Origin of the sequence: Streptomyces sp. S.PB5 (assembly GCF_030403745.1) — a bacterium.
GTDB lineage: Bacteria > Actinomycetota > Actinomycetes > Streptomycetales > Streptomycetaceae > Streptomyces.
The window spans coordinates 81,968-106,353 of the sequence record NZ_JAQMWP010000018.1 but is presented as its reverse complement, the minus strand read 5'-3'; the positions used below and the strand labels follow the sequence as shown (position 1 = coordinate 106,353).

At 69.5% G+C, this 24,386-nt stretch carries 22 protein-coding genes and 2 pseudogenes; 13 read left to right on the top strand and 11 right to left on the bottom strand.

What is annotated here, in order from left to right; genetic code table 11:
- Positions 1–173 precede the first annotated feature (173 nt).
- The 3 genes and pseudogenes from PH203_RS37540 to PH203_RS37530 all read left to right on the top strand — a co-directional run.
- Complete coding sequence (locus tag PH203_RS37540; protein ID WP_289926073.1) at positions 174–1,784, top strand: FAD-dependent oxidoreductase; 1,611 nt, start codon at positions 174–176, stop codon at positions 1,782–1,784.
- Entirely contained in the window at positions 1,781–2,422 is a 642-nt protein-coding gene (locus tag PH203_RS37535) for a Rid family hydrolase (protein WP_289926071.1), read from the top strand. Before PH203_RS37540 ends, PH203_RS37535 begins: the two co-directional genes overlap by 4 nt.
- Before the next feature lie 232 nt (positions 2,423–2,654).
- Positions 2,655–3,239, top strand: a pseudogene (locus PH203_RS37530) (ATP-binding cassette domain-containing protein); the annotation flags it as partial.
- A gap of 140 nt (positions 3,240–3,379) precedes the next feature.
- Here the strand turns inward: PH203_RS37530 and PH203_RS37525 are convergent.
- Positions 3,380–3,964: a TetR/AcrR family transcriptional regulator gene (locus PH203_RS37525; protein WP_289926069.1), complete on the bottom strand. Its 585-nt coding sequence runs from the start codon at positions 3,962–3,964 to the stop codon at positions 3,380–3,382.
- A gap of 127 nt (positions 3,965–4,091) precedes the next feature.
- Between PH203_RS37525 and PH203_RS37520 the strand changes: the two genes are divergently transcribed.
- The 5 genes from PH203_RS37520 to PH203_RS37500 all read left to right on the top strand — a co-directional run bounded on the left by PH203_RS37520 (position 4,092) and on the right by PH203_RS37500 (position 9,530).
- Positions 4,092–4,694, top strand: a complete 603-nt coding sequence (locus tag PH203_RS37520; protein WP_289926067.1) for a hypothetical protein — start codon at positions 4,092–4,094, stop codon at positions 4,692–4,694.
- A gap of 195 nt (positions 4,695–4,889) precedes the next feature.
- The gene (locus PH203_RS37515) at positions 4,890–6,845 is read left to right on the top strand and encodes a primary-amine oxidase (RefSeq protein ID WP_289926064.1); all 1,956 of its coding nucleotides are present in this window, start codon (positions 4,890–4,892) and stop codon (positions 6,843–6,845) included.
- A complete protein-coding gene (locus PH203_RS37510) occupies positions 6,838–8,256 on the top strand; it encodes an APC family permease (protein WP_289926062.1) in 1,419 nt (472 codons plus the stop codon). The genes PH203_RS37515 and PH203_RS37510 overlap by 8 nt, the downstream gene beginning before the upstream one ends.
- A gap of 82 nt (positions 8,257–8,338) precedes the next feature.
- Positions 8,339–8,857: a hypothetical protein gene (locus tag PH203_RS37505; protein WP_289926059.1), complete on the top strand. Its 519-nt coding sequence runs from the start codon at positions 8,339–8,341 to the stop codon at positions 8,855–8,857.
- A gap of 85 nt (positions 8,858–8,942) precedes the next feature.
- Positions 8,943–9,530, top strand: coding sequence for a TetR/AcrR family transcriptional regulator (locus tag PH203_RS37500; RefSeq protein ID WP_289926056.1), 588 nt, complete (start codon positions 8,943–8,945; stop codon positions 9,528–9,530).
- A 199-nt stretch (positions 9,531–9,729) separates the two neighbouring features.
- On the opposite strand, the gene htpG is transcribed toward PH203_RS37500, so the two are convergent.
- Together htpG and PH203_RS37490 are read right to left on the bottom strand one after the other, a co-directional pair.
- Positions 9,730–11,631 carry a molecular chaperone HtpG gene (gene htpG, locus PH203_RS37495; RefSeq protein ID WP_289926055.1) on the bottom strand — a complete coding sequence of 634 codons (1,902 nt, stop codon included), beginning with the start codon at positions 11,629–11,631 and terminating at the stop codon, positions 9,730–9,732.
- Between the two features lie 214 nt (positions 11,632–11,845).
- On the bottom strand, positions 11,846–12,175 hold the full coding sequence (locus PH203_RS37490) for a hypothetical protein (protein ID WP_289926053.1): 330 nt from the start codon (positions 12,173–12,175) through the stop codon (positions 11,846–11,848).
- Positions 12,176–12,438: 263 nt separating this feature from the next.
- On the opposite strand from PH203_RS37490, the gene PH203_RS37485 reads away from it, so the two are divergent.
- Positions 12,439–12,873, top strand: a complete 435-nt coding sequence (locus PH203_RS37485; protein ID WP_289926051.1) for a MarR family transcriptional regulator — start codon at positions 12,439–12,441, stop codon at positions 12,871–12,873.
- Positions 12,870–13,304, top strand: a complete 435-nt coding sequence (locus PH203_RS37480) for a hypothetical protein (protein ID WP_289926050.1) — start codon at positions 12,870–12,872, stop codon at positions 13,302–13,304. Before PH203_RS37485 ends, PH203_RS37480 begins: the two co-directional genes overlap by 4 nt.
- Positions 13,305–13,409: 105 nt before the next feature.
- Here the strand turns inward: PH203_RS37480 and PH203_RS37475 are convergent, their stop codons facing one another.
- Positions 13,410–13,721 (bottom strand): EthD family reductase, encoded by a 312-nt coding sequence (locus tag PH203_RS37475; protein ID WP_289926049.1) that lies wholly within the window; start codon positions 13,719–13,721, stop codon positions 13,410–13,412.
- 210 nt (positions 13,722–13,931) lie between these two features.
- Between PH203_RS37475 and PH203_RS37470 the strand changes: the two genes are divergently transcribed.
- Positions 13,932–14,834 carry a LysR family transcriptional regulator gene (locus tag PH203_RS37470; RefSeq protein ID WP_289926048.1) on the top strand — a complete coding sequence of 301 codons (903 nt, stop codon included), beginning with the start codon at positions 13,932–13,934 and terminating at the stop codon, positions 14,832–14,834.
- A 174-nt stretch (positions 14,835–15,008) separates the two neighbouring features.
- Positions 15,009–15,824 (top strand): hypothetical protein, encoded by an 816-nt coding sequence (locus tag PH203_RS37465; protein WP_289926047.1) that lies wholly within the window; start codon positions 15,009–15,011, stop codon positions 15,822–15,824.
- 53 nt (positions 15,825–15,877) lie between these two features.
- Here PH203_RS37465 and PH203_RS37460 read toward each other — a convergent pair whose 3' ends face one another.
- Together PH203_RS37460 and PH203_RS37450 are read right to left on the bottom strand one after the other, a co-directional pair.
- Positions 15,878–18,145, bottom strand: coding sequence for a M4 family metallopeptidase (locus tag PH203_RS37460; protein WP_289926046.1), 2,268 nt, complete (start codon positions 18,143–18,145; stop codon positions 15,878–15,880).
- A gap of 872 nt (positions 18,146–19,017) precedes the next feature.
- Positions 19,018–19,398 (bottom strand): helix-turn-helix domain-containing protein, encoded by a 381-nt coding sequence (locus PH203_RS37450; protein ID WP_289926043.1) that lies wholly within the window; start codon positions 19,396–19,398, stop codon positions 19,018–19,020.
- Between the two features lie 141 nt (positions 19,399–19,539).
- Between PH203_RS37450 and PH203_RS37445 the strand changes: the two are divergent.
- A pseudogene (locus PH203_RS37445) lies at positions 19,540–19,946 on the top strand (RidA family protein).
- Positions 19,947–20,048: 102 nt separating this feature from the next.
- Here the strand turns inward: PH203_RS37445 and PH203_RS37440 are convergent.
- The 5 genes from PH203_RS37440 to PH203_RS37420 all read right to left on the bottom strand — a co-directional run bounded on the left by PH203_RS37440 (position 20,049) and on the right by PH203_RS37420 (position 24,371).
- Entirely contained in the window at positions 20,049–20,237 is a 189-nt protein-coding gene (locus tag PH203_RS37440) for a hypothetical protein (protein WP_289926040.1), read from the bottom strand.
- A gap of 192 nt (positions 20,238–20,429) precedes the next feature.
- Positions 20,430–21,002, bottom strand: coding sequence for a TetR/AcrR family transcriptional regulator (locus PH203_RS37435; RefSeq protein ID WP_289926039.1), 573 nt, complete (start codon positions 21,000–21,002; stop codon positions 20,430–20,432).
- 340 nt (positions 21,003–21,342) lie between these two features.
- Entirely contained in the window at positions 21,343–21,960 is a 618-nt protein-coding gene (locus tag PH203_RS37430; protein WP_289926037.1) for an XRE family transcriptional regulator, read from the bottom strand.
- A gap of 9 nt (positions 21,961–21,969) precedes the next feature.
- Positions 21,970–23,055: an FAD-dependent oxidoreductase gene (locus PH203_RS37425; RefSeq protein WP_289926035.1), complete on the bottom strand. Its 1,086-nt coding sequence runs from the start codon at positions 23,053–23,055 to the stop codon at positions 21,970–21,972.
- Positions 23,052–24,371, bottom strand: coding sequence for an FMN-binding glutamate synthase family protein (locus PH203_RS37420; RefSeq protein WP_289926033.1), 1,320 nt, complete (start codon positions 24,369–24,371; stop codon positions 23,052–23,054). The genes PH203_RS37425 and PH203_RS37420 overlap by 4 nt, the downstream gene beginning before the upstream one ends.
- Positions 24,372–24,386 lie beyond the last annotated feature (15 nt).

Sequence of the window (24,386 nt, the reverse complement as noted above, 5' to 3'; positions counted from 1 at the left end):
GCTCACGGCTCGCACCGGTTACGTCAGTGGCATGGCGCTGTAACAGTCCTGACGGAGGCTCATGGCGACGCACCTCCGGTCTCCTCAGCAACTCGCCCCCCACGTGACCGGGTTGACCGAACGACCGCTCCCCGGACGGCGCGTGCCCCCGGGGCTCGGACGAGGAGGAATTGATGGCTGCAGAGCAATCCCCCGCATCCCGCCGCAACTTCCTGAGATCCGTCGGCGCCGCAGGTGGTGCCGGAGTGCTCTACTCGGCGATGGGCGCTCTCGGGCTCGCCCCGGTGCCCGACGTGCGGGCAGACGAGTACCGGGCGCCCCAGCGGAGCGATTTCGCGCTCACGGGACGCGGCGGCAAGAAAGTGCTCGTGCTGGGCGGCGGTATAGCCGGCCTGGCGACGGCGTACGAGCTGGGCAAGGCCGGCTACGACTGCCGGATCCTGGAGGCGAACGACCGTCCCGGGGGCCGCAACTGGACGGTCCGCGGCGGCACAAGGCTGACCGACCTCGACGGGCGTACGCAGACGGCGTCGTTCACCAAGGGCCAGTACATGAACGCGGGCCCGGCCCGGCTGCCGCAGTCCCACGTCACTCTCGAGTACTGCCGCGAACTCGGCGTCGAACTCCAGGTGTTCACCAACCAGAACGCCAACGCGTACATCTACCACGAAAGCAGTGCCGCCCTCGCCGGCAAGCCCATGCGCTGGCGCACGGCCAAGGCCGACGTCTACGGCTACGTCTCCGAACTGCTCGCCAAGGCCACCGACCAGGGCGCACTCGACGCACAGCTCACCGCGCAGGACAAAGAGCGACTGATCGCCTTCCTGCAGAGCTTCGGCGCCATCAAAGGCAAAGCCGACGGCTACGCCTACACCGGCACCGACCGGCGAGGCTACTCCGTCGAACCCGGCGCGGCCTTCGAGGACGGCACGGTCCTCGGCCCGGTGCCAACGTTGTCAGACGTCGTCGCCAGCGGCGTGGGGCAGCGCTTCGCCTTCGAATTCGGCTACGACCAGGCCATGCTGATGTTCCAGCCGGTGGGCGGCATGGACGCGATCCCGTACGCCCTGGCCAAGGCGATCGGCCTGCACCGCATCACCTACGGCGCCGCGGTGCAGGAGGTCAAGGACCTGCCGGACGGTGCCGAGGTCACGTACAAGGACGCCGGCGGCCGCACCCGCACCCAGCGCGCCGACTTCGTCGTCGCGGCCATACCGCCGATGGTCATGGCCCGCCTCAAGCACAATCTGGGGGCCGACGTCACCGCCGCGCTGAAGTACGCCGTCCCGACGCCTGTCGGCAAGGTCGGGCTCGAGTACCGCAGCCGCTGGTGGGAGACGGACGAGCACATCTACGGCGGCATCACGCCGACCGACACCGATCTGGCCACCATCTGGTACCCCTCGTACGGCTACCAGGGCCGCCGGGGCACACTCATCGGCTACTACAACTTCGGTGCCAACGCGCTCGCGTACAGCGATCTGCCGCATGCCCAGCGCGTCGCGCGGGCGGTGAGCCGGGGTGTGAAGATCCACGGTGACAAGTACCGCACCGAACTCGATCACTCCTTCAGCGTGGCCTGGCACCGCACGCCTCACATCGAGGCCGGCTGGGTGGGCTGGCCCTCGCAGACCGGTCCGGAGTACAAGCTGCTCAACCAGCCGGCCGGGCACGTCTACTTCGCCGGTGACTGGCTCAGCCATGTCATCGCCTGGCAGCACGGCGCGTTCACCTCGGCCCGCAAGGTCGTGACCGACATCCACGAAAGGGTGATGGCCGCATGAAGCGACGTACGAAGGCTGTGATCGGTACGGCCCTGACCGCCTCGCTCCTCACCGGCGGCACCGCGCTCGCCGAGGGCAGGGGCTGGTGGCCCGGCTCCAAAGAGGTCCGCGTCATGCTGCCCGAGGGCCAGTCGAACCCGGCCATCGCCACCGGGGTGGTGACCGGCGGTGAGGTGGCGCTCTACCAGAGCAGCGGCCTCGGCCCGACCGCGCTCAACCCGTCCGCGCCGGCCGGTTCACCCGAGCTGTACACCGACCCGGCTCTCACTCAGGGCGCCACGGGAGTCACCGTCACCGAGGCCCAGGCGCTCGTCGTCCTGCGCAACATCAAGACCAACCTCGCAGCGGCCGGGCTGACCCTGGCCGACGTCATCACGATGAAGTGTTACCTGATGAAACCGCCCGGCTCCGACACCGCCGACTACGCGGGCTGGAACCGCGCGTACCGCCAGTACTTCGCCAACATCGACCTCACCTCCAAGGAGGTGGTCCCGGTCCCGATGGGCACCTCCGCCCCCAAGGCCCCGCTGGTCGCCAACAAGGCCCGTCCCGCGCGTGCCACGATGGAGGTCGCGTCACTGGCGGTCAGGGGCTGGCTGGTGGAGGTCGAGGTCACCGCCGCGTACAAGAAGCGCTGACGGGCACAAGTCCGCCGACCTACTGCAGCCATAGGCCGGGCCCGTGACCGGGCCCGGCTCCGGCGATGCCTTGGGGGACCCGTACCGGAGCGCCACCCATCTCGATGCTTCCTGCAGGATCCGGAGCACTCCCATCACCCTGGACAAGATCGTCGAGCGGCTCCCGCGCGGTAAGCTCTCCTCCGCTCGTCGCAGGTGAAGAGGCTTCGAGTGGCCAGGAAGGCCCAGAGGCATGATCGAAGCACGTGAGCTGACGTACCGGTACGGGGACAAGGCAGTTGTCAACCACCTGAGTTTCACCGTCGAACCAGGTGAGGTGACCGGCTTCCTCGCCGACGGTGCCGGCAAGTCGACCACCATGCACATGATCATCGGCTTGGACTTCCGCACCGGTGGTTCGGTCACGGTCAACGGGCGCAGCTACGCGAAGCACGCCGTGCCGCTGCAAGAGATCGGCACCCTGCTGAAGGCCAGGTCCGTCCACCCGGGACGTACGGCGTTCAACCACCTGAGGGCACTCGCACACACCCATGGCATCGCGCGCAGCCGAGTGGACGAGGTGATCGAGCCGGCCGAGCTGACCAGTGTGGCCGGCAAGCGCGTGGGCGCCTTCTCTCTGGGCATGGGCCAACGACTCGGCATCGCCGCGGCCCTCCTCGGCGACCCGGCCGTCGTCATGCTCGACGAACCGGTCAACGGCCTCGACCCCGAGGGTGTGCTGTGGGTGCGCAACCTGCTGCGCATGCTGGCGGACGGAGGCCGGGCCGTGATGCTCTCCTCGCACCGGATGAGCGAGACCGTGCTGATCGCCGACCACTAGGTGATCATCGGACGAGGCCGGGCTGGTCAGAGCCAAGCAGTGACCGGCCCCGGCGGTTCTCCTCCGGGCCGGCCTCCTCACCCGCGCGACCGGTCAGACCCCCGTCGCATTCCGCGACACACGGAGCTGACGGGCGGTCAGGCGTCCGGCTGCCAGGGGGCCAGTGCGGTGTCGACCGCGTCCGCCACCATGTTCTTGTCGAGCCGGACACCGAGCATGAACCGGTGGAAGAGCAGCGGGCCGAGAATCCGGGAGACCAGGGCCTGTGCGTGTTCTTCGACACCGGGACGCAGTTCGCCGCGTGCGACGGCAGCGGCGAGCACGCCGACCAGGTCCTCATCGGCGCGGCCGAACATCTCCTCGCGCAGGCGCCGTACGTCCTCGTCCCGCTCGGCCCGTTCGATGACGGTGGCGATGACGGACGCGGAGATGGGCTGATTGAGCCAGTCGGCTTCCCGCTCCAGCACTCTCACCAGCTCGTCCCGGAGCGGGCCGCCTTCCACGGTGAGCAGCGGACGGGCGCCGGCCGCCAGCGCGTCAAGGAAAAGGGACTGCAGGTCGGGCCAGTGCCGGTAGACGGTGGCCCGGCCCACTCCCGCCCGCTCGGCGACAGCGCCATGGGTGACCTTCTCCGGCCCGCCCTCGACGAGAAGTTCCGTGGCGGCGGCCAGGGCGGCGGCGCGACTACGCAGGGCGCGAGGATCCTCGCTGGTCCGGGACATGGTGGCACCTCTTCCAGAAATCCATCTATGAGACAGGTTGACTCACAACCCTTCTTCGATACACACTGTCTCACAGATGGGGCGCCACCACACCCCACACGAACAGCCCTCGCCCCAAGGAGGCACCATGTCCACGACCGAGAACGCCATCGCCCTGCGCTTCGCCGACCGGGCCCCCGCCTACCAGGCCCTCAGCGAACTCAAGCACCTCACCTCCGCCACCGCCGAGGTCCGCGGCGCCGTCCTGATCGAGCGCCTGGAGGACGGCACCGTCCGCGTCCCCGAGGGCATGGAGACCGAGGCCGGCCGCAACACCGCGGTCGGCGGCCTGGTCGGCTCCCTGGTCGGCATCCTCGCCGGCCCCCTCGGCGTCCTGATGGGCTGGGGCATCGGCGCGGCGATCGGCGGCGGCTACGACTACAAGCGGGTCGCCCAGACCACCCAAGCCGTCGGCGCCTTCACGCCCCACGTCCCGCCGTCCGGCACCGTCATCCTCGCCGAGGTCATCGAAGCCGACCCCGACGCCCTCGACCTGCTGGCCATGCGCTACGACGCCGCCCTCGAGCGGCGCACGCTCGACAGCGTACGGACAGAGCTGAAGGCCATGGAGGAGGCCGCCGACAGGATCCGCAAGGACGAGGCGAAAGCCAAGCGCACCGCCAAGCACGCCGAAGCCGAAAAGAAGGTCAAGGAAGGCGTGGCGGCCCTGAAGCCCACACGCTCGGCCTGACCGCCACGAGCGCCGCGGACGCGGGCGAGAGCTGCACCCCAGTTGGCCTGCATGCCCGCACCGACCTGGCACGATCCCGTGCGCCTTTAACGGCGGAGAAACAGGTGGAGGTCTCGGGTGAAACGCATGCCGCACATCTTTTGTCTACGACCGTAGAAAAAAGATGTGCGGCATGCCCCCGGAGGGGAATCACCCATGGACGTCCTGACACCGCCCTCGCCCGTCCCGACAGAACTCCATCCGCTCGACCCCCTCACCCCCGTGGAGATAGACACCGCCCGCCGGACACTCGCCGATGCCGGTCTCCTCGCGGACTCGACCCGCTTCGCCTACCTCGGCCTCGAGGAACCGGCCAAGGACGACCTGCTCGCCCACACGCCGGGGGCTCCGGTCGACCGGCGGGTGAGGGTGCTGCTGCTCGACACCGACCCGGCGGGCGGCGCGTCCCGGGACGTGGTCGTCTCCCTCACTCATGGACGGATCGACTCCGATCGCGCCCTCGACGCCGCCACCGAAGGCCAACTCCCCGTACTCGACGAGGAGTTCGCGCTCGTCGAGGAGATCCTGGCCACCGACGAACAATGGCTGGCCGCGCTCAGGATCCGGGACCTGGACGTCTCCCGGGTACGGGTCGCGCCCCTGTCGGCCGGGGTCTACGCCGACGAGTACCCCGAGGAGCGCGGGCGCCGCATCCTGCGCGGCCTGGCCTTCGTCCAGGAGCACGACACGGATCACGCCTGGGCCCATCCGGTCGACGGGCTGGTCGCCTACGTCGATGTCCTCAACCGGACCGTCGACCGCGTCCTCGACCACGGCCCGGTCCTCATCCCCACCGAGCCGGGCAACTTCGACGACCCCGCCGTCACCGGACCCCTGCGCACCAGCCAGAAGCCCATCGAGATCACCCAGCCCGAAGGCCCGAGTTTCACTCTCGACGGCAACCTGCTCACCTGGGAGAACTGGACCCTGCGGATCGGCTTCGACGCCCGCGAGGGTCTGATCCTCCATCAGCTCGCCTTCGCCGGACGGTCGGTCGTCCACCGCGCGTCGATCGCCGAGATGGTCGTCCCCTACGCGGACCCCTCCCCGGTGCGGTCCTGGCAGAACTACTTCGACACCGGCGAATACCTCATCGGCCGGTACGCCAACGCCCTCCAGCTCGGCTGCGACTGCCTGGGCGACATCACCTACCTGGACGCGGTCATCTCCGACGAGAGCGGAACCCCCAAGACCCTCACCAACGCGATCTGCCTGCACGAGGAGGACTACGGCATCCTCTGGAAGCACACCGACCTGTGGGCCGGGTCCGCCGAGACCCGGCGCCAGCGGCGCATGGTGCTCTCCTTCTTCACCACCGTCGGCAACTACGACTACGGCTTCTACTGGTACCTCTACCTCGACGGCACCATCGAGTTCGAGGCCAAGGCCACCGGCGTCGTCTTCACCTCCGCCCACCCCGGCGGCGACTACCCCTATGCCACCGAGATCGCCCCGGGCCTCGGAGCCCCGTACCACCAGCACCTGTTCAGCGCCCGCCTGGACATGGCGGTCGACGGCACCGCCAACCGCGTCGAGGAGGTCGAGACGGCCCGGGTGCCGATCGGCCCGGACAACCCTCGCGGCAACGCCTTCGCCCTGCGCCGTACCCCGCTCACCCGCGAGAGCGAGGCGCAGCGCATGGCCGACGCGGGCGCCGACCGGGTCTGGCACATCTCCAACCCCACCTCCCTCAACCGCCTCGGCCAGCCGGTGGCGTACGCGCTCCTGCCCGAGGGCAAGCCCGCCCTGCTCGCCGACCCGGACTCGTCCGTCGCCGCCCGTGCCGCCTTCGCGACCAAGCACCTGTGGGTGACCCGCTACGACCCGGCCGAGCGCTACCCGGCCGGCGACTTCGTCAACCAGCACCCCGGCGGAGCCGGGCTGCCCGCGTACGCCTCCTCCGACCGCGACATCGACGGCCAGGACATCGTCGTCTGGCACACCTTCGGCCTCACCCACGCACCCCGGCCGGAGGACTGGCCGATCATGCCGGTCGACTACACCGGCTTCAAGCTCAAGCCGGTCGGCTTCTTCGACCGCAACCCCACGCTCGACGTTCCCCCCACTCCGACCGCCCACGCCTGCTGCGCACCGGAGGACCACCATGGCTGACCTGACCGCACAGCCCGATACCGGCACCACCAAGGCCACTCCCGCTCCCGGCCTGCGCGGCTCGATCGGCGTGACCGGCATCGTCTTCCTCGTCGTCGCGGCAGCCGCACCGCTCACCGCCATCGGCGGCGCCCTGCCCGTCATGTTCGCCATCGGCAACGGCCCCGGCGTCCCCGCCGCCTACCTGCTCGTCGCCGCCGTCCTCCTGCTGTTCAGCGTCGGCTACGCGGCGATGAGCCGCCACGTCGTCGACGCCGGTGCCTTCTACTCGTACGTCACCGCGGGCCTCGGCAGGGTCACCGGCACCGGCGCCGCGGGGCTCGCCCTGCTGACGTACAGCGCCATCCAGGCGGGCATCTACGGCCTGGCCGGGGTCACCGCGGGCGGACTGGTCACCGAGTACGGCGGCCCGGACCTGCCGTGGTGGACGTGGAGCGGACTCCTCCTGGCGCTCGTCGCGGTGCTGGGCTACCGCAACATCGAGGTCGGCACCAAGGTCCTGTCCCTGCTGATCGTGCTGGAGGTCGGCATCGTCGCGGTCGTCGCCGTCGCGGTGCTGGTCCAGGGCGGCGCCGACGGCATCGACCTCGACTCCTTCACCCCGCACTCCTTCTCGTCCGGTTCCCCCGGGATCGGGGTGATGTTCGCGGTCGCCTCCTTCGTCGGCTTCGAGGCCACCGCCATCTACGGCGAGGAGGCCCGCGACCCCAAGCGCAGCGTCGCGAAGGCCACCTACTTCGCCGTGGTCCTCATCGGCGTCTTCTACGCGCTTGCGAGCTGGGCGATGGTGCTGGCCGTCGGCACCGGCAAGGTACAGAGCGCTGCCGCCGAGGACACCTCGGGGCTGGTCTTCGCCGTCGCCGGTCAGTACGTGGGCAGCGCGGCCTCCGACCTCATGGAGATCCTGCTCCTCACCAGCCTGTTCGCCGCGCTGCTCGCCTTCCACAGCGCGATCGCCCGCTATCTGTTCTCCCTCGGCCGCCAGGGCAGCGTGCCCGCGGCGCTCGCCCGCAGCCACGGCCGGCACGGCTCCCCGCACATCGGTTCGCTGGCCCAGACGGTCTCGGCCGCCGTGGTCGTCGCCGTGTTCGCCCTCGCCGGGGCCGATCCGGTGCTCCAGCTGTTCACCTGGATGAGCGGTCTGGCCACGCTCGGCGTGCTGGTGCTGATGATCCTGGTCAGCGTCGCGGTCGTGGTCTTCTTCGCACGGGGCGACGCCGACTCCCGCCTCTGGCACACCCGGATCGCCCCCGTACTGGGCGGGCTGGGGCTGTGCGCGGTGGTGTGGCTCGTGCTGGACAACTTCACGACGCTCATCGGGGGTTCCGCCGCGCTGGCCGGTCTCTTCGAGGGTGTCGTGGTCCTGTTCTTCGTCATCGGCACCCTGATCGCCCTACGACGACGAACCTGACGGTCCTTCCGCCTGAGACCCGGCGGCGGGGTCCGGCTCCCCGGCCCCGCCGCTCCCGGCCCGCGACCACAAGGAGGCATGTGTGCAGGGCGCGTTGGCCCTCGCCGGTACGGCGGGGGCGGTTCTCTGTCTCGCCGGGCACCTGCCCGGACCCGTCCGCCACTGGGCACCCCACGCGATCGTGCTCGCCGTCATGGCACTGATGGTGCCCCGGCACCCCGACCCCGACGTCCTCCTCACCGGGGCCGCCGCCATCGCCCTGGCCTGTCTGTGGACCGCCTTCGCGGGCTGCCCCGCGCGCCGCCCTGCCGCCGTCGCGGACCTCGCGGTCATGGTCGTGCTCACCGCGGCCACCGCCCGGACCAGCCACGCAAGCGGTACGCACACGGCCCACGGCTCCCCCGCCTGGGAGCCGATGTCCTTCCTCTTCCTGACCGGTTGCTGGGCCGTCGCCCGGGCTGCCGCCCACCTCCACGCACGTCTCGGGCTCATCAGGCCGGCAGCCCGCACTGCGCGGCACCGACTGCCGTACCGGAGTCTGATGCTGCGCGAATCCGGAGGCCTCGTCATGGTTGTCAGCATGGCCGCGATGCTCGCCTGAACCCTCGCTGCCCCTCCCCTGGCCAGGCACGACGTGAGCTAGGGTCAGGCCTGGCCGGCGGGACGGATCCAGGAGGGAAGCGCACATGCCGAAGATCGTCGATCACGACGCGCGACGCCGTGAGATCGTCGAGGCAGTGTGGGCCCTGATCGCGCGCCGTGGACTGGATGCCGTCACCATGCGCGAACTCGCAGCCGAGGCCGGATACGCCAACGGCGCCCTGTCGGGGTACTTCCGGAACAAGGACGAGATCCTCCAGGCAGCCTTCCAGCACGCCTTCGACGCCACCAACGTCCGGGCGAGCCAGGCCATCGGGGAACAACGAGGACTCACGGCGCTGCGCCTGCTCTGCCGGGAGATCATGCCCCTGGACGAACTACGGCTCCTGGAAGCCCGCGTCGTGATCGCCTTCTGGGACCGCGCCCTGCACGACGACCGCATGGCCGCCGTGCACGAGACCGTCATGACCACCTGGCGGGCCCAGATGCACGACTACCTCCAACAGGCCCGGGAGGACGGCGACGTCACCACCGCCACGCCGGACGAGGCCGTCATCGACGGCCTCCTCGCCGCCCTCATGGGCTTCCAGATCAACGCCCTTTTCGCCCCGCCCACCACTCCGCAGCGCCAGGAAGCGGTTCTCGACGGACTCCTCGGCGCGCTGACCCCCTGACCTCTCACCGAAGCCGGGGACCGACGGGCGGCACGTCCTCCACAGCGCGGGAGACCCGGGCCGACCGGGCGGAGCAAGCGACCATGCCTGGAGGCAACACCGGGCATGTGGAGGAGCCCCGCGGCTCCTCCACAACGGCAAGCAACGCCCCGGTCGGCCGGGGAGCGCAGCCGCCGTGCCGCATCTGCGGCCTCGCGGCTCAGCGGAGCGTGCGTTCCAGTCGTTCCGCCACCAGCTTGACGAACCGGGCGGGCTCCTTGGGCTGTCCGCCTTCCGCAAGGACGGCCAGTCCGTGCAGCAGTTGGGCGGTCTCGGCGAGTTCCGCGCGGTCCTCCTGCTCCGCGTGGGCCTGCCGCAAGCTGCGGACGAGCGCGTGACCGGGGTTGAGTTCGAGAATCCGCTTGGTGACCGGCACCTCCTGACCCATCGCCCGGTACATGTTCTCCAGCGCCGGGGTGAGGTCATGGGCGTCGGAGACGACACACGCCGGTGAGACGGTCAGGCGGGTCGACAGCCGGACGTCCTTGACCTCCTCCCCCAGCTGCTCCTTCATCCACTCCAGCAGGCCGGAATAGCTTTCGTCCTGCTCCTGCCGTGTGCTGTCCTCCTGTTCGCTGCCCTGGGCGTCGAGGTCGATCTCGCCCTTGGCGACGGACCGCAGCTGCTTGCCCTCGAACTCGCTCACGGCGTCGACCCACACCTCGTCGACGGGGTCGGTCAGCAGCAGGACCTCGATGCCTCGGGCCTTGAACACCTCCATGTGCGGGGAGTTCTCGATGCTCTGCCGGGACTCGCCGGTCAGGTAGTAGATGTGCTCCTGACCGTCCTTCATCCGCTCCACGTACTGCTGGAGCGTCGTCGGCTCGTCTCCCTCATGGGTGCTAACGAAGGACGCGACCGCGAGGATGGCGTCGCGGTTGTCCGGGTCGCCGAGCAGTCCCTCCTTCAGCACGGCGCCGAACTCACGCCAGAACGTGGCGTACTTCTCGCCGTCGTTGGCCTTCAGCTCCTTGACCGACGACAGGACCTTCTTGGTCAGCCGTCGCTGGATCATCCTGATGTGGCGGTCCTGCTGGAGGATCTCCCGGGAGACGTTGAGCGACAGGTCCTGCGCGTCGACGACGCCCTTGACGAAGCGGAGGTACGGCGGCAGCAGCGCCTCACAGTCGTCCATGATCAGCACGCGTCGGACGTAGAGCTGGAGACCGCGCCGGAAGTCCCGCGTGAACAGGTCGTGCGGGGCATGGGCCGGGAGGAACAGCAGGGCCTGGTACTCGAAGGTGCCTTCGGCCTGGAGCCGGATCGTCTCCAGGGGGTCGCGCCAGTCGTGGCTGACGTGCTTGTAGAGCTCGTGGTACTCGTCCGCCGAAACCTCCTCGCGCGAGCGTGCCCACAGGGCCTTGCGCGAGTTCAACGTCTCCGGCTCGGGCGTCTCCTCGCCGTCGCCGGTTTGGGGAACGAGGCGGATCGGCCAGGTGATGAAGTCCGAGTACCGCTTGACGATCTCCCTGATCTTCCAGGTGGAGGTGTAGTCGTGCAGTTGGTTCTCGGGGTCGGCGGGCTTGAGATGGAGCGTCACGGACGTGCCCTGGGGCGCCTCTTCGATCTTCTCCAGCGAGTAGGTGCCCTCGCCGCGGGACGACCAGCGCGTGCCGCTGGTCTCGCCGAGGCGCCGGGTCACCAGGGTCATCTCGTCGGCCACCATGAATCCGGCGTAGAACCCGATGCCGAACCGGCCGATCAGCCCCTCCGCGCCGGCCTCGTCCTGGGCCTCTTCCAGTTCCTTGAGGAGGGCGGCCGTGCCGGAGTTGGCGATGGTGCCGATCAACGTGCCGACCTCGTCGTACGACATCCCGATGCCGTTGTCGCGCACCGTGAGCGTACGGGCCTCCGGATCCACGTCGAGCTGGATGTGCAGATCGGACAGGTCCACGCCGAGGCCGTCGTCGCGCAGGGCGGCCAGGCGCAGTTTGTCGAGCGCGTCCGAGGCGTTGGAGACGAGCTCCCGCAAGAAGACGTCCTTGTTCGAGTAGACCGAATGGATCATCAGCTGGAGCAGCTGACGGGCCTCTACCTGAAACTCAAACGTTTCGGTGGACATGGTTCGCGTGTCCTCACAGGTCCCTGAGTCGCGGAAAACGAGCGACAGTTACTTTAAAACACGACGTCAGGGTGTTTCACGTGAAACTGACAGCTCGTCACACCTCAGTCCCGGCGGGCCGTGACGTCACCGTTGACCGTGGTCAGTGTCATCAGGCGGTTTCGGTCGGCAACCCGGGCGTGGGCGTCGGCCGCGGTGCGCCCGTTGTCGGCGCTCATGGTGACGCGGTAGGCCGGGGCATCGCGGGGGGGACGGTGACATCGACCGAGCCGTTGACGGTGCTCGCGTGCACCCGGGCCGCTTCCAGAGATGTCGCACGCACCGATCCGCTGTGGGTGGACAGCCGCAACGGGACGTGCACCAGACCGGAGTGGGTCACTGTCACGTCGCCGTTGTGGGTGCTGATCAGCACTTCGTCCCCGGACGCCGCCGTTCGCAGTGCGTTGTCGGTCCGGGAGGGGTCGGTGCCACCGCTGTCGCAGGAGCCCGCGAACGGCAGCGCCAGCAGCAACATCGTCGCAGGCATCAGGCGTCGCAGGGGCATCACCTTCAAGGCCCTGCGGTTGCCCCGCATCGACGCGGCCATAGCGGCGCGCGCGGTGTCGGCTGGACGGGCAGGCCGAGGCCGAACCCTATGGGACGTCCCGGCAGGGTGGGGCAGCCCGGGCAGCCCCCGCCGGATACGGCGATAGCCCCCTTCTCTGCTGCCCGCCCCCGTCCAGCAAGCTGCTTTGAATCGCTTCGCGAGTTGGGGAGTGACTGGGATCGGCTTGCAGCGATTACTACGATCTCGTATATTCCGATATCGTGACTTCACCTTCCGTGCCACCGTACGGTTCGGCGCTGCTCGCACTGCAGCGCACTACGCATGCCACCCTGCAGATCCTCATGGCCGAGCTGGTCGACCTCGATCTGACCGCTTCCGAGATCAACGCCCTGGCCATCCTGGCGGACGGCCAGGCTCGGACCGTCTCCGAGCTCGGTGCCGCGGCCGGCACCCGTCCGACCACGCTGACCAGCGTGCTGGACCGGCTGGAGCGCCGTGGCCACATCACGCGCGGCACCAGCCCGGGCGACCGCCGGGTCGTGGTCATCGAACTGACCTCCTCCGGCGGCCCGGCCGCCGACACCATCCGCCAGACCCTGGCCGCCGTGGAAGCCCGCGCGCTCGGCGGTCTGCCCGCCGAGGCCGTCGCCGGCTTCTACACCGTCCTGCGCGCCCTGGCCGAGGTGTCCCCATGAGCAAGACCGAACCCGGGACGCCCGAGAACACCCGTGTCTTCGATGAGCTGATGGCCGAGGTGACGGCATCCACGGGCACCTTCGGCCACCGCGAGCACATCCACCTGACCTGGCTGGCCGTGCGCCGCGTCGGCATGCCCGCGGCCGTCGCCCTGGTCAGCGACGGCATCCAGCGCACCGCCCGCTACGCGGGGGCGCCCCAGAAATACCACGTCACGGTCAGCCGGGCCTGGGTGGTACTGGTGGCCCACCACGCGGCCGAGCACCAGCAGCCGGACTTCGCCGCCTTCGCCGAACGGCATCCCGCGCTGCTCGACAAGCGCCTGCTCACCCGCTTCTACCGCTCCGCGACGCTGGCCGACGCCCAGGCCCGCACCAGCTGGGTCGAGCCCGACCTCGCCCCGTTCCCCTGGACCGCCCCCGACCGATAACGGCCCAAGAACAAAAGACAACCGGCTTCACGAGTGGGCCACGCCAGGAACCGAACGCAGGCGCAGGTGGCCGACCGAACGCGTCGCGGAGCGTACCGTCCTGCCTCAGCCGGTGCCGTCGGGCACCGGATAGTGGATGACGATCACGCCGCCGGTGGCGTAGTTGGCGACATCGGCGGTCAGCCGCCGCCCGTGCTCCGACGCCTGCGCCGCGGCCATGGCGGCGGCGTCAGCGAAGTCGGCTTCGAAGACCGCGAAATACGGCGCTTCTCCCTCGGTCGCCGCCACGTCGAAGCTGTAGCGCCACGCAAGGAGGCCGGGCCAATTCCTGACCAGCGGAAGGTGTTTGGTCACGTAGTAGTCGCGGAAGTGCTCAGGGTCGACGGGCTCGGGATACAGGACCAACAACTTGTGCATGACTGCCTCCTTCATCGCCCGGCTCAGTGGCCGCGGCCTTCGCGAGAGTGGTGACGGCGGACTCGAAATCGACGGTGTGTGCGTGCGATGTCCGGTAACGCGGTCGGTTGCATCGTCATATGCGCAGGCTAGGGCTGGATATGCGGCCGAGGGAAAGACCGGTTCGACATAGACTCAGAACGGATTGTTATCAATCGGCAGGGAGGGCACGTGGCGCCGGACACGGTGAGCCTGCGGTACTTCCTGGTGCTGGCACAGGAGTTGAACTTCACCCGCGCGGCCGCACGGATCGGTATCGCGCAGCCCGCACTCAGTGCCCGCATGCGCCGATTGGAAGCGGAACTCGGTACGAGCCTGCTGATGCGCAACACACGCAGCGTCGTACTGACCGCGGCCGGTGCGGCTCTGGCGGAGTCAGCGCCGCCCGCGCTCGCGGCGCTGGAGCAGGCATGGGACACCGCCCGGAATGCGGGGGCCGGCGAACTGGGCACGCTGTGCATCGGATACAGCCTCAGCACGGGGGCCGAGACGACACCGGCCCTGGTGGACAGGCTCGTTCGCAGCAGCCCGGGACTCGAGGTCGGCGCGGTCCCGATGGCGACACCGGAGATCTCCCCCGCGGTCGCCGAAGGCCGCATCGATGCCGGGATCACCCGCGGTGAACAGCCAGGTCATGGTGTGCGCCGGTTCCTGCTGCGGCGTCAGCGCGTCGGGGTCCAACTGGCACAGCATCATCCGCTGGCCGAACACCCGGAGATCGAGATCGCCGACGCGGCCGCGTATCCGCTGCGACTCCCCGACCGTACGGCCAACCCCGTGATCCACGATCAGCTGTCCGCACTGTTCCGCGACACCCGGCTGAACCCCCGATTCCACACGCCCGCAGTCTCTTTCGACATGTCTCAGCGCGACCTACGCGACGGGCTCACCCTCGCCCCGGCCGGTGAAGCCGCGGCCACGACATCCCCGGCCGGCCTCACGTGGCGACCGCTGCAGGGCGCACCCGCCTTGACGATCCACCTCGTCCTCCCGCGTGTGCCGTCACCACTGCACCGCCGCATCCGTACCGTCGCCAAATCCCTGGCGCACGAGCTGCACTGGCTGCCGGACTGACGCGCAGCCCACCCCGCGTGGAACTCATCCGCGGCCACCTCGCCGAACAGACCGAACCGCGCTCGGACAGAACCACCCCGACCGCAGCATCAAGCCCCACCGTCGTACGCAGCACAATGGCAGCGCCTGCGTCGCCTTGTACGGGGTCATCGTCCCGTCAGGCAGGATGGTGTCATGATGGCTGACGCCGCCCCTCTTCCCGAACCCCCGGCCCGTAGGCCCGATTTCGAGGACGATTTCACCGCTCCGCAGCTGAGGGAAGACTGCTGGGTCGATCACTATCTGCCGCACTGGACGTCACCTGAGCGGTCTCGGGCACACTACGACATCAACGGCTCCGGACTGCGGCTGCTCATCGACGCCGACCAGCTGGACTGGCGAGAGGAAGACGCCCCGCTGCGCGTGTCCAACCTGCAGACCGGGGTCTTCTCCGGTCCGGCGGGCTCTCGGCGAGGAACACACCGGCACCGTCCGGACGGGCTCGTCGTCCGCACACAGACACCGCAACGTCTGCTGTGGGCGCCCACCGCCGGACGTGTGGAGGTGACCGTCAGCGCGAGCGTGAACGAGGGGTGCATGCTCGCGGCGTGGCTCGTGGGGACGGAGCATCTGTCCGAGAAGGACAGCGGCGAGATCTGCATCTTCGAAATCGACGCCGACGCCGTCGGTGAGGCCATGAGCCACGCCCGATGCGGGGTGAAAGCCCATTCCGACGGACGGTTGACAACCGACATGACGGACGTCGGCCTTCCCCTGGACGCGTCGAGGCCGCACACCTGGACGGCCATCTGGGGACCGTCGGGCACGGTCATCGGTTGCGAGGGCGCCATCGTGAAACGGACGTCTCAATCTCCCCACTACCCGCTCTTCTTGATGATCGACCTCTTCGAGATCGGTCCACGCTCGGGGACCGACGCCTCCTACCCGAAATCTGCTCACCTCCACCGTGTGCGTGGCTGGGACACCGTCTCAACTGAGTGTTTTCGGTGAGCCGCCGCCCGGATCCCCAGGACCCGGGCGGCGTCGTGCGGTCGGCGCGGATGTCAGGGTGTCAGCTGCCAGCGGGCGATGTACCCGACGTCGATGGCTGCCCGGTCCTGCACGCGTAGGGTCCAGGTGCCGTTGATCGGTTGCGCGGAGGCGTCGACGGTGAAGGTCTGGTCGACGTTGTCGGCGGAGCCGCCGCTGCGGTTGAGGAGGGAGTAGACGGTGCCGTTGGGCCCGACGAGGTCGACGGTGAGGTCGCCTCGGTAGGTGTGGACGATGTTGACGTAGACCGAGGTGGTCGCGGAGGCGTTGCCGTCGCGGCCGGTGACGGTCAGCGGTGACTCCACGGCGGCCGCGTTGTCGGGGATGTCGACGCGGGTGGCGTTGGCGTAGACGTAGCCGATCTTCCAGGTGAAGGTGTCCGAGGCGGTCGCACCGGTGCTGTCGGTCACGGTGATCGTGACGTCGCTGGTGCCGAGGGCTGTCGGGGTGCCGCTGATCAGACCGCTCGGGCTGATGCTGAGGCCGTCGGGCAGTCCGGTGGCCTCGTAGGTCAGGGCGGCGCCGGAGTTGGTGGTGTAGGCGTCCAGTTGGAGACTGACGCTCTGGTTGATGCCGCTGATCTGGTCGGCGGTCGGGGCGAGGTTGACGCCGAGGGCGATGCGGTTGCCGACGTTGATCGCGGCCCAGGCGTCGGCGACGGCGAGGTAGGTCGGGCTGTAGGCGCCGAACAGGTCGGAGGCGGCCGACAGGGTGGCGGTGCGGGCGCCGGCGTAGTTGGTCGTGGAGGTCATGTACGTCGTCAACGCGCGGTACCAGATCGCGGCGGCGTTCTCGATGCCGATGCCGGTGACGGGCTGCCCGTCGGACGTCGGGCTGTCGTAAGCCACGCCGTTGACGGTCTTGGCGCCGCTGCCCTCGGAGAGCAGATAGAAGAAGTGGTTCGCGGGACCCGAGGAGTAGTGGACGTCGATGCTGCCGAGGGTGGAGCTCCAACTGTCGCGCGAGTCGCCGTCCTTGGAGGGCTTGTCCATGTAACGGAGCGGCGTGCCGTCACCGTTGATGTCGATCTTCTCGCCGACGAGGTAGTCGGCGGGGTCGGCCGGGAGGTTCTCGTAGAACTCGACGGCTGCGGCGAAGATGTCGGAGGTCGCCTCGTTGAGCCCGCCGGACTCCCCCGAGTAGATCAGTCCGGCGGTGGCGGCCGTGACGCCGTGGCTCATCTCGTGAGCGGCCACGTCGAGCGAGGTCAGCGGATGGGTGTTGCCCGAGCCGTCGCCGTACGTCATGCAGAAACAGGAGTCCTGCCAGAAGGCGTTGACGTAGTTGTTGCCGTAGTGGGCGCGGCTGTATGCGGCGACACCGTCGTTGCGGATGCCGTTGCGGCCGTAGTTCTCCTTGTAGAAGTCCCAGGTGGCCGCGGCGCCGAAGGCCACGTCGACACCGGCGGTCTGACGGTTGGACGGCAGGCCGTCGCCCCAGACATCGTTGTCGTCGGTGAACAGTGTGCCGGTTCCCGAGGTGCCCTGGTTGAGGTCGTACGTCCGCTGCCCGGCACGGTCGGGGTCGACGAGCTGGTACGTCGATCCGGACAAGGTGGTGCCGAGCGGGACCTCGCCGGTGTACTGGCCGGTGCCGGAGCCGGTGTGGACGTGCTCCGCGGCCAGGAGCTCCTTGCCGGTGGCGGCGTCGGTGACGACCTGGAGTTCGCTGGGGGTGCCGTCCTTCTGGACGCCCTCGACGAGGGTCTCCCAGGCCAGCACGGGCTTGCCGGTTCCGGCCCAGACCACCAGGCGGGGTGCCCGCTCGGTCTCGGCCCCCTTGACCTTGGTCTTCTTCGAAATGCCGAGGGCCTTGGCGGCGGCACCGGCGGCGGTGAGCTTCGGACGGAGCGAGGGGATCTGAAGTCGGGTGGGGCTCGCCTTGGTGACGGTCGTACGACCGCTCTTGTCATGGACGACCAGGTCACCGCCGAGGACGGGCAACCCCGAGTAGGTGCGCTCGTAACGGGTGTGCGTGGTGCCGTCGGCGTCCTTGATGACGTCCTTGACGACGAGCTTCTCCTTGGCGCCGAGGCCGATTCGCTGCGCCGTGCGGGGCGCCGCGGACCGGGCGCTCTCGATCAGGGCAGCGCGGCGGGCGGGCGTCAGGGACGGCTGGGCGGCGCCGGCCCTGGGGGCGGCGGTGATCTTCGTGGGGCCCGGGTCCGCCGGGACGGCGGTGGCGAGACCGGGGGCGGCGAGGGCGAGCAGGGAGCCGATGGCCGTGAGGGCGAGGGCGGTGGTGCGTCTGCGTCCGGTAACAGCGCGGCGTCGCAGGGGCAACGGATTCTCCTTCGATACAACGGACGGCCCGTGATGGGGGGCGCGTCGACGGGACGGAGCGGCGGGGTACGCCGGTCCGGAGCGCTGCACGGCATGCGGGTGGAAGGAGGTGGGGGGTGGGTGGGGGGCTGAGCGGTTGCTCCGCGTGGGAATTCCGTCAAGGAATCGTGAACTTCCGCAGAAGAGTGGCACCGCACACACAGTTTTGTCATGGGACTGCCAAAGCAACGGCTGGAAATGACCATGCCGAGCGGGCATATCGGCACAGTCGACGCCGGTTTTCGGCCGCACCTCAAGCGGAGGGCCTCACGAATGGTCCGCTCCAGGAGTCAGTGGCAGCGACGGCGCCCAAGCGGACAGTCATTCCGGAACGCCCAAAGGCCTCATACAGGCGCTCCGTCAGTGACCGGGCGGCAGGGCGGCGCCGAAAGGTCACTGGCCTTGCCCTTGGAGTTGAGGTGCGGCGTCGGCCCGACCGGGACGAAGAACTGGGAGCCGGTGGTGCCCGGGCCGGCATCGGCCATGGCGAGCAGACAAGGCCGGTCGACTTTGTGCCGTGTTCAGCGTGGCCTTGATCTCTTCTGCCATGGGCTGCGTCCCGTCGCCTGCGCCTCCGGACGGGGTGAGGCGGCTGTGCATTTCACAACAGGACAATCACGCAGCTCAGCTCACGGGCACCCCGCACATGCCCGGCAGTCCGTGTGCCGCTCAACGCCCCTGGCAGCCAACGCCATCCAGCCCGTGCCACGCGCCGACAAGCAGGATCGAACCATACGCGAGGGCGGGCGCCCGCGATACGCCGCCCGCACCACCACGCTGACCGCAGTCGGCCGGCATGGCCTGACCGACCGGCTGCAGATCGTGGTCAGCCGTCAGGCATCGAAGCGGTGGCGGGCGGCCTCGATGTGCGTGAAGTGGCGGTGCGTCCAGTCGCACATTCCATCGACGGTTGCGCGCAGGCCCTGACCCGGTTCCGTGAGGGTGTATTCGACACGCGGCGGGACGGTGGGGTGCACGTTCCTCTCGACCAGGCCGTTGCGCTCCAGCATGCGCAGGTTCTGGGTGAGCATCTTGTGGCTGATGCCCTCGATCTCGTTCCGCAGTTCGCTGAAGCGCAGGGTGTGGTCACCGAGAGTCTCGATGATCAGCAGCGCCCACTTGTTGGCGACGTCGGAGAAGATCTCTCGCGCCAATGAGTCCGCGCGCCTGAGATCCGCTTCCTCGGACAGGCCCTTGATCTGTTTGGTCACCATCAGGTTCCCCAGTCACTGAAAAGTGCGTTCTTCCATGTCAGCGCCCACTCTCCTACGGTTCCTGAGTAACCACAAGAGACCGAAGGCGCCTGGGCGGACGGACACAAGCCCACAGGCGTCAAGGACAAGGAGGCAGGCAGCATGGCCATCAACCTGGTGAACCCGAGCGGATTGCCCAAGATCGACGCCTACCGGCAGGTGTCGATCGCAACGGGGTCGAAGCTGGTCTTCATCGCCGGCCAGGTCGCCTGGGATGCCGAGGGGACCACCGTCGGCGAAGGCGACCCGCCGCGCAGGTCGAGCAGTGTTACCTCAACGTCGGCATCGCTCTGGCCGAGGCCGGCGGCTCCTTCGACGACGTGGCGAAACTGACCTTCTACGTTGTCGACTGGGCCCCCGACAAGATGCCCTCACTCCTGGAAGGCGTCTCCCGGGCATCCGCGAAGCTGGGCATCACCCCCGTCCCGCCGGCCACGCTGCTGGGTGTCGCGGCTCTCGACATCCCCGACCATCTGGTCGAGATCGAAGCCACCGCGATCCTCGACTGACCACACGCCCCTCCCCCACCGAACACAGAGGATCAGCGTGGTCCCGGCCGCGACTGGATACCTGATCCGGTGCCGGTAGCCGGTGTGTCAGCCGGCAGCTTGTCAGTCTGCGAAGACGGCGCGGCGCAGAGCGGGGAGGGCACCGCACAGCCGGAAGAACGTGCGTGCGGCCGCTCGGAGGGTACGGCTGCGCAGGGTGGCCAGGCGTAGGTACAGGGTCGCTGCTCGTACCGCGGCGAAGCCGTTCTTCAGGTGCGGGGGCAGGCAGTCGTGCAGCGCCCGGCTGCCCACCGGCTCGATGTTGAGCCGGTATCCCTGCAGCCGCTCGTCGGGCGCGATGTCACGCTCGTAGACCGCGACGCTGATGCCGACGGCATGCAGGCCCTGCGCCAGGCACAGCCCGCCGATGCCGCCCCCGCGATGACGACCCGCAACGGCTGCGTGGACATGGTGCGTTCCTCCCCGAGGACAGACGTGGATCGGTCAGGCTTGGATCAGGAGCCGTTCGAGGAGACCGAGGACGTCATCGGCCCGGTCGGCAGCCAGACTCGCGCCCTTGACCGCAGCGATGACCAGCTCGGCGCCTGCGGCCGGATCGACACCGGCTGTCGGCGCGCCGTGCGCGGCGGCCTCGGCCAACAGCGTGCGCAGCGAGGTCCGCCAGCCCTCCTCGCGGCTGGCGATGATCTCTCGCAGCTCGGGGTCGCGGCGAGCCCGCAGGTCCAGTTCGCGCAGCACCACGTGCAGTTCGGGCTGGTCATTGATCTTCTGCCGGAGGGCGGCGAGGTGGCCGCGCAGGCGGTCAGTCGGGCTGCCGTCGGGCGGTGTGGTCGACCCGGACTGCCCGGTGGTGTGGTCCACGACCGCCACGATCAAGGCCTGCTTCGTGGGGAAGTGGTGATGGATCGTCGAGTGGTCGATGCCCGCCCGGCCGGCCACGTCCCGCATCCGCAGTTCCTCGAACCCGCCTTCGGCCAGGCATCGGTAGGCCGCGTTCACCAGGGCTTCCCGCCGCTCGGGTCCAGCCGGCGGTCTGCCTCGTCGTGCCGCTGCCATGCTCACACCTTTGATCAACCAACCGGTTGGTGGATCAATATCGTGGGTGCTGGTGAGGCGTCAGTCCCGTTTCCGGAACGACGACAGCCGGGCGTCTCGATCCGAGCGCGGTCATGACGGCGTCTTCCTGGAGGCCGGGGCATCGAGCAGGGGCCGCACGTTCACGCCGCCGCCTGCCCCGCAACCCCGAAAACCGCCGAGCCCGCGCAGGACGAACCGGCGGTACAGCCCTCCGCCTGACGGCCACTCGCGCGTTGCAGCCCTGTTGTACGACGTCAGGTCCAGTGCTCCCACGGCTCGATGACGCCCGTAGCAGCAGGGCTCTGCAGGGACTGAGGTTTCAGTGCTGTGGACTGTCCCCGAAGGCCGTCACGGTGAGGAAGCGGATGGGGAGCGCGAGCAGGGTCTCCGGGCCGTGCGGGGCCTCGCCGTCGAACTGGAGGGCGTCACCGGGGCGCAGTGTGTAGCTGGACTTGCCGTGGCCGTAGACCATCTCCCCCTCCAGCATGTAGATGATCTCGGTGCCGGCGTGCTGGAAGAGCGGGAAGACCTCGCTCTGCTCGGTGAGGGTGACCAGGAGCGCGTCCATCCGCTTGTGGGCGCCCCTGAGCGAGCCGAGCTGGGTGTACTCGTGGCCGATCCGGGTGCCGCGCCGCACGATGCGGGCGCCGTGCCCCGCCGGGACGAAGACAGCCTCCCGCTCGTCGTCCATACCGCGGAAGAGGGCCGTGACCGGGACGTCGAGACCGCGCGCGAGCCGGGAGAGCGTGGTGAGGCTGCACGCGGTCTGAGCGTTCTCGATCTTCGACAGCATGGCCTTGGAGATACCGACCCGCTGCGCCATCTCGCCGACCGAGAGCCCGGCCGCCTGCCGGTACTCACGGGCCCGGACCGCGATGATGCGCTCCAGGGCCTTGTCGTCGTCGGCTTCCGCCGCGGGTTCGGGGTGCTCGCTCACCGGCGCATCCTACGCCGGGCGTATCAGCCGGAAGCGCGGTTGGGGCTCGGCGCGGCCGGTGGCGAGGTCGGCGGCCATGACGCCGATGAGGGGGGTGAACTTGGCGCCCTGGCCGGAGCAGGGCGAGACGATGACGAGGGGGCCGTGCCGGTCGAGGACGAAGTCGTCGTTCACGTCCGTGGTGTAGAGGCAGGTCGCCTCCGCGACCGGGGCGGGATCGAGGCCCGGGAGGCGGTCGCGGACGAAGCCGCTCACCCGGGTGCGCGACTCCGGGTCGACGAGGCCGGTCCGGGTACTGGCCGAGGTGAGGGTGCCGCGGCCGTGCTCGGCGACCTTGACGGCGGGCAGCGGGCCGCCGTCGCTGCCGGACGGCAGGCCGTAGATCTGCAACGCCTCGTCCTTGAAGACCAGGGTCGGCCACCGCACCGACGGCTCCCGCTGCCGGTGGTGGAAGACCTGCTGCTGGGTGACGGTCAACTCCGGGAGTGGTACGGGCAGTTGCAGCTCCGGCAGCCAGGCACCGGCCGCGATCACCACGGTGTCGGCGGTGAGTTCACGGCCGTCGTCCGTACGCAGCAGCACCTTCTCGCCCACGTCGAACCCGGTGACGCGGACCCCGGTCCACACGTCCGCGCCGAGCTCGACGGCCCGCCGCACGCACGCCGCGACCGTCCGGTCGGCATCGATCACTCCCGCGTCCGGCTGGTACAGGACCTGCCCGTCGAAGATGATGTACGGCCAGCGCTCCGACGCGGCTTCGGCGCCGAGGAGTTCACACCGCACTCCGGCCTCGCCCAGCACGTCGGACAGACCCTCGGGGTCGCGCCCCGCCCCGAAGTCGAGGCCACCGGTCGTGCGCAGCAAGGGGGTCGAGCTGTCCAGCTCCAGCTCGCGCCACAGCTCGTGGGCCCGCCCGGTCAGCTCCACGTAGAGCTCGTCGCCGTAGACCCGCCGGAAGATCCGTGAACTGCCGTGCGAGCTACCGTGCTTGTGGCCGATCTCGTACGCCTCGATCAGCGTGACCTCGCGGCCGCGGCGGGCGAGTTCCCAGGCGGTGGCCGCGCCCATCAGTCCGGCACCCACGACTGCGATCACAGGCCCTCCCCGGGGATCCAGTCGGTACCCGCCAGCGGGACGCGGGCCATGGCCGCGGACTCGATGGTGAGGGCGACCAGGTCCTCCGGCTCCAGGTGCAGCAGATGCGCCTTGCCGCAAGCGCGGGCCAGCGTCTGGGCCTCCATGGTCATCACGCGCAGGAAGTTGGCAAGGCGTCGGCCGGCCTCCGCCGGGTCGAGGCGCGCGGCCAGCTCCTCGTCCTGGGTGGAGATGCCGGCCGGGTCGCGTCCGTCCTGGTAGTCGTCGAAGTAGCCTGCGGCGGAGCCCAGTCGACGGTACTCGGCGTCGTACCGGGGATGGTTGTCGCCGAGCGCGATGAGCGCCGCCGTGCCGATGGCGACCGCGTCCGCGCCCAGGGCGAGCGCCTTGGCCATGTCGGCGCCGCCGCGGATGCCGCCGGAGACGATCAGCTGGACCTCCCGGTGCACCCCCAGCTCCTGGAGCGCCCGGACGGCTTGGGGCAGCGCGGCCAGGGTGGGGATGCCGACGTGCTCGATGAAGACGTCCTGGGTGGCGGCCGTGCCGCCCTGCATGCCGTCGACGACCACGACGTCCGCGCCGGCGTGCACGGCCAGCTTCACGTCGTAGTACGTCCGGGTCGCGCCGACCTTCACATAGACCGGCTTCTCCCAGTCCGTGATCTCCCGCAGTTCGAGGATCTTGATGGCGAGGTCGTCGGGGCCGGTCCAGTCGGGGTGGCGGCAGGCGCTGCGCTGGTCGATGCCGACGGGGAGCGTCCGCATGCCGGCGACCCGTTCGGTGATCTTCTGGCCGAGCAGCATGCCTCCGCCGCCGGGCTTGGCGCCCTGGCCGAGGACCACCTCGATGGCGTCGGCGGCGCGCAGGTCGTCGGGGTTCATGCCGTAGCGGGACGGCAGGTACTGGTACACGAGGTGCTTGGAGTGGCCGCGCTCCTCGGGGGTCATCCCGCCGTCGCCGGTGGTGGTGGAGGTGCCGACCTCGCTGGCGCCCCGGCCGAGGGCCTCCTTGGCCTGGGCGGACAGGGCGCCGAAGCTCATGCCGGCGATGGTGACGGGGGTGGCCAGGCGCAGGGGGTGCTTGGCGTGCCGGGTGCCGAGGACGACGTCCGTGTCGCAGCGTTCGCGGTAACCCTCCAGCGGATAGCGGGACATGGAGGCGCCGAGCAGCAACAGGTCGTCGAAGTGCGGGAGTCGCCGCTTGGCGCCCCAGCCGCGGATGTCGTAGATGCCGGTCTCGGCGGCGCGCTGGATGGCGTGGATGGTGGCACGGTCGAAGGTGGCCGACTCGCGAAGGCCCTGGGATACGGGTTCCATGTGCGTCGAACTCCC

Bases quoted from the DNA above. Each gene is read 5' to 3' on its own strand.
- PH203_RS37450 (WP_289926043.1), bottom strand. From the start codon at position 19,398: ATGGTGACCAAACAGATCAAGGGCCTGTCCGAGGAAGCGGATCTCAGG.
- PH203_RS37475 (WP_289926049.1), bottom strand. From the start codon at position 13,721: ATGCACAAGTTGTTGGTCCTGTATCCCGAGCCCGTCGACCCTGAGCAC.
- PH203_RS37490 (WP_289926053.1), bottom strand. From the start codon at position 12,175: ATGCCCCTGCGACGCCTGATGCCTGCGACGATGTTGCTGCTGGCGCTG.
- PH203_RS37480 (WP_289926050.1), top strand. From the start codon at position 12,870: ATGAGCAAGACCGAACCCGGGACGCCCGAGAACACCCGTGTCTTCGAT.
- PH203_RS37510 (WP_289926062.1), top strand. From the start codon at position 6,838: ATGGCTGACCTGACCGCACAGCCCGATACCGGCACCACCAAGGCCACT.
- PH203_RS37525 (WP_289926069.1), bottom strand. From the start codon at position 3,964: ATGTCCCGGACCAGCGAGGATCCTCGCGCCCTGCGTAGTCGCGCCGCC.
- PH203_RS37420 (WP_289926033.1), bottom strand. From the start codon at position 24,371: ATGGAACCCGTATCCCAGGGCCTTCGCGAGTCGGCCACCTTCGACCGT.
- PH203_RS37500 (WP_289926056.1), top strand. From the start codon at position 8,943: ATGCCGAAGATCGTCGATCACGACGCGCGACGCCGTGAGATCGTCGAG.
- htpG (WP_289926055.1), bottom strand. From the start codon at position 11,631: ATGTCCACCGAAACGTTTGAGTTTCAGGTAGAGGCCCGTCAGCTGCTC.
- PH203_RS37520 (WP_289926067.1), top strand. From the start codon at position 4,092: ATGTCCACGACCGAGAACGCCATCGCCCTGCGCTTCGCCGACCGGGCC.
- PH203_RS37540 (WP_289926073.1), top strand. From the start codon at position 174: ATGGCTGCAGAGCAATCCCCCGCATCCCGCCGCAACTTCCTGAGATCC.
- PH203_RS37435 (WP_289926039.1), bottom strand. From the start codon at position 21,002: ATGGCAGCGGCACGACGAGGCAGACCGCCGGCTGGACCCGAGCGGCGG.
- PH203_RS37515 (WP_289926064.1), top strand. From the start codon at position 4,890: ATGGACGTCCTGACACCGCCCTCGCCCGTCCCGACAGAACTCCATCCG.
- PH203_RS37465 (WP_289926047.1), top strand. From the start codon at position 15,009: ATGATGGCTGACGCCGCCCCTCTTCCCGAACCCCCGGCCCGTAGGCCC.
- PH203_RS37535 (WP_289926071.1), top strand. From the start codon at position 1,781: ATGAAGCGACGTACGAAGGCTGTGATCGGTACGGCCCTGACCGCCTCG.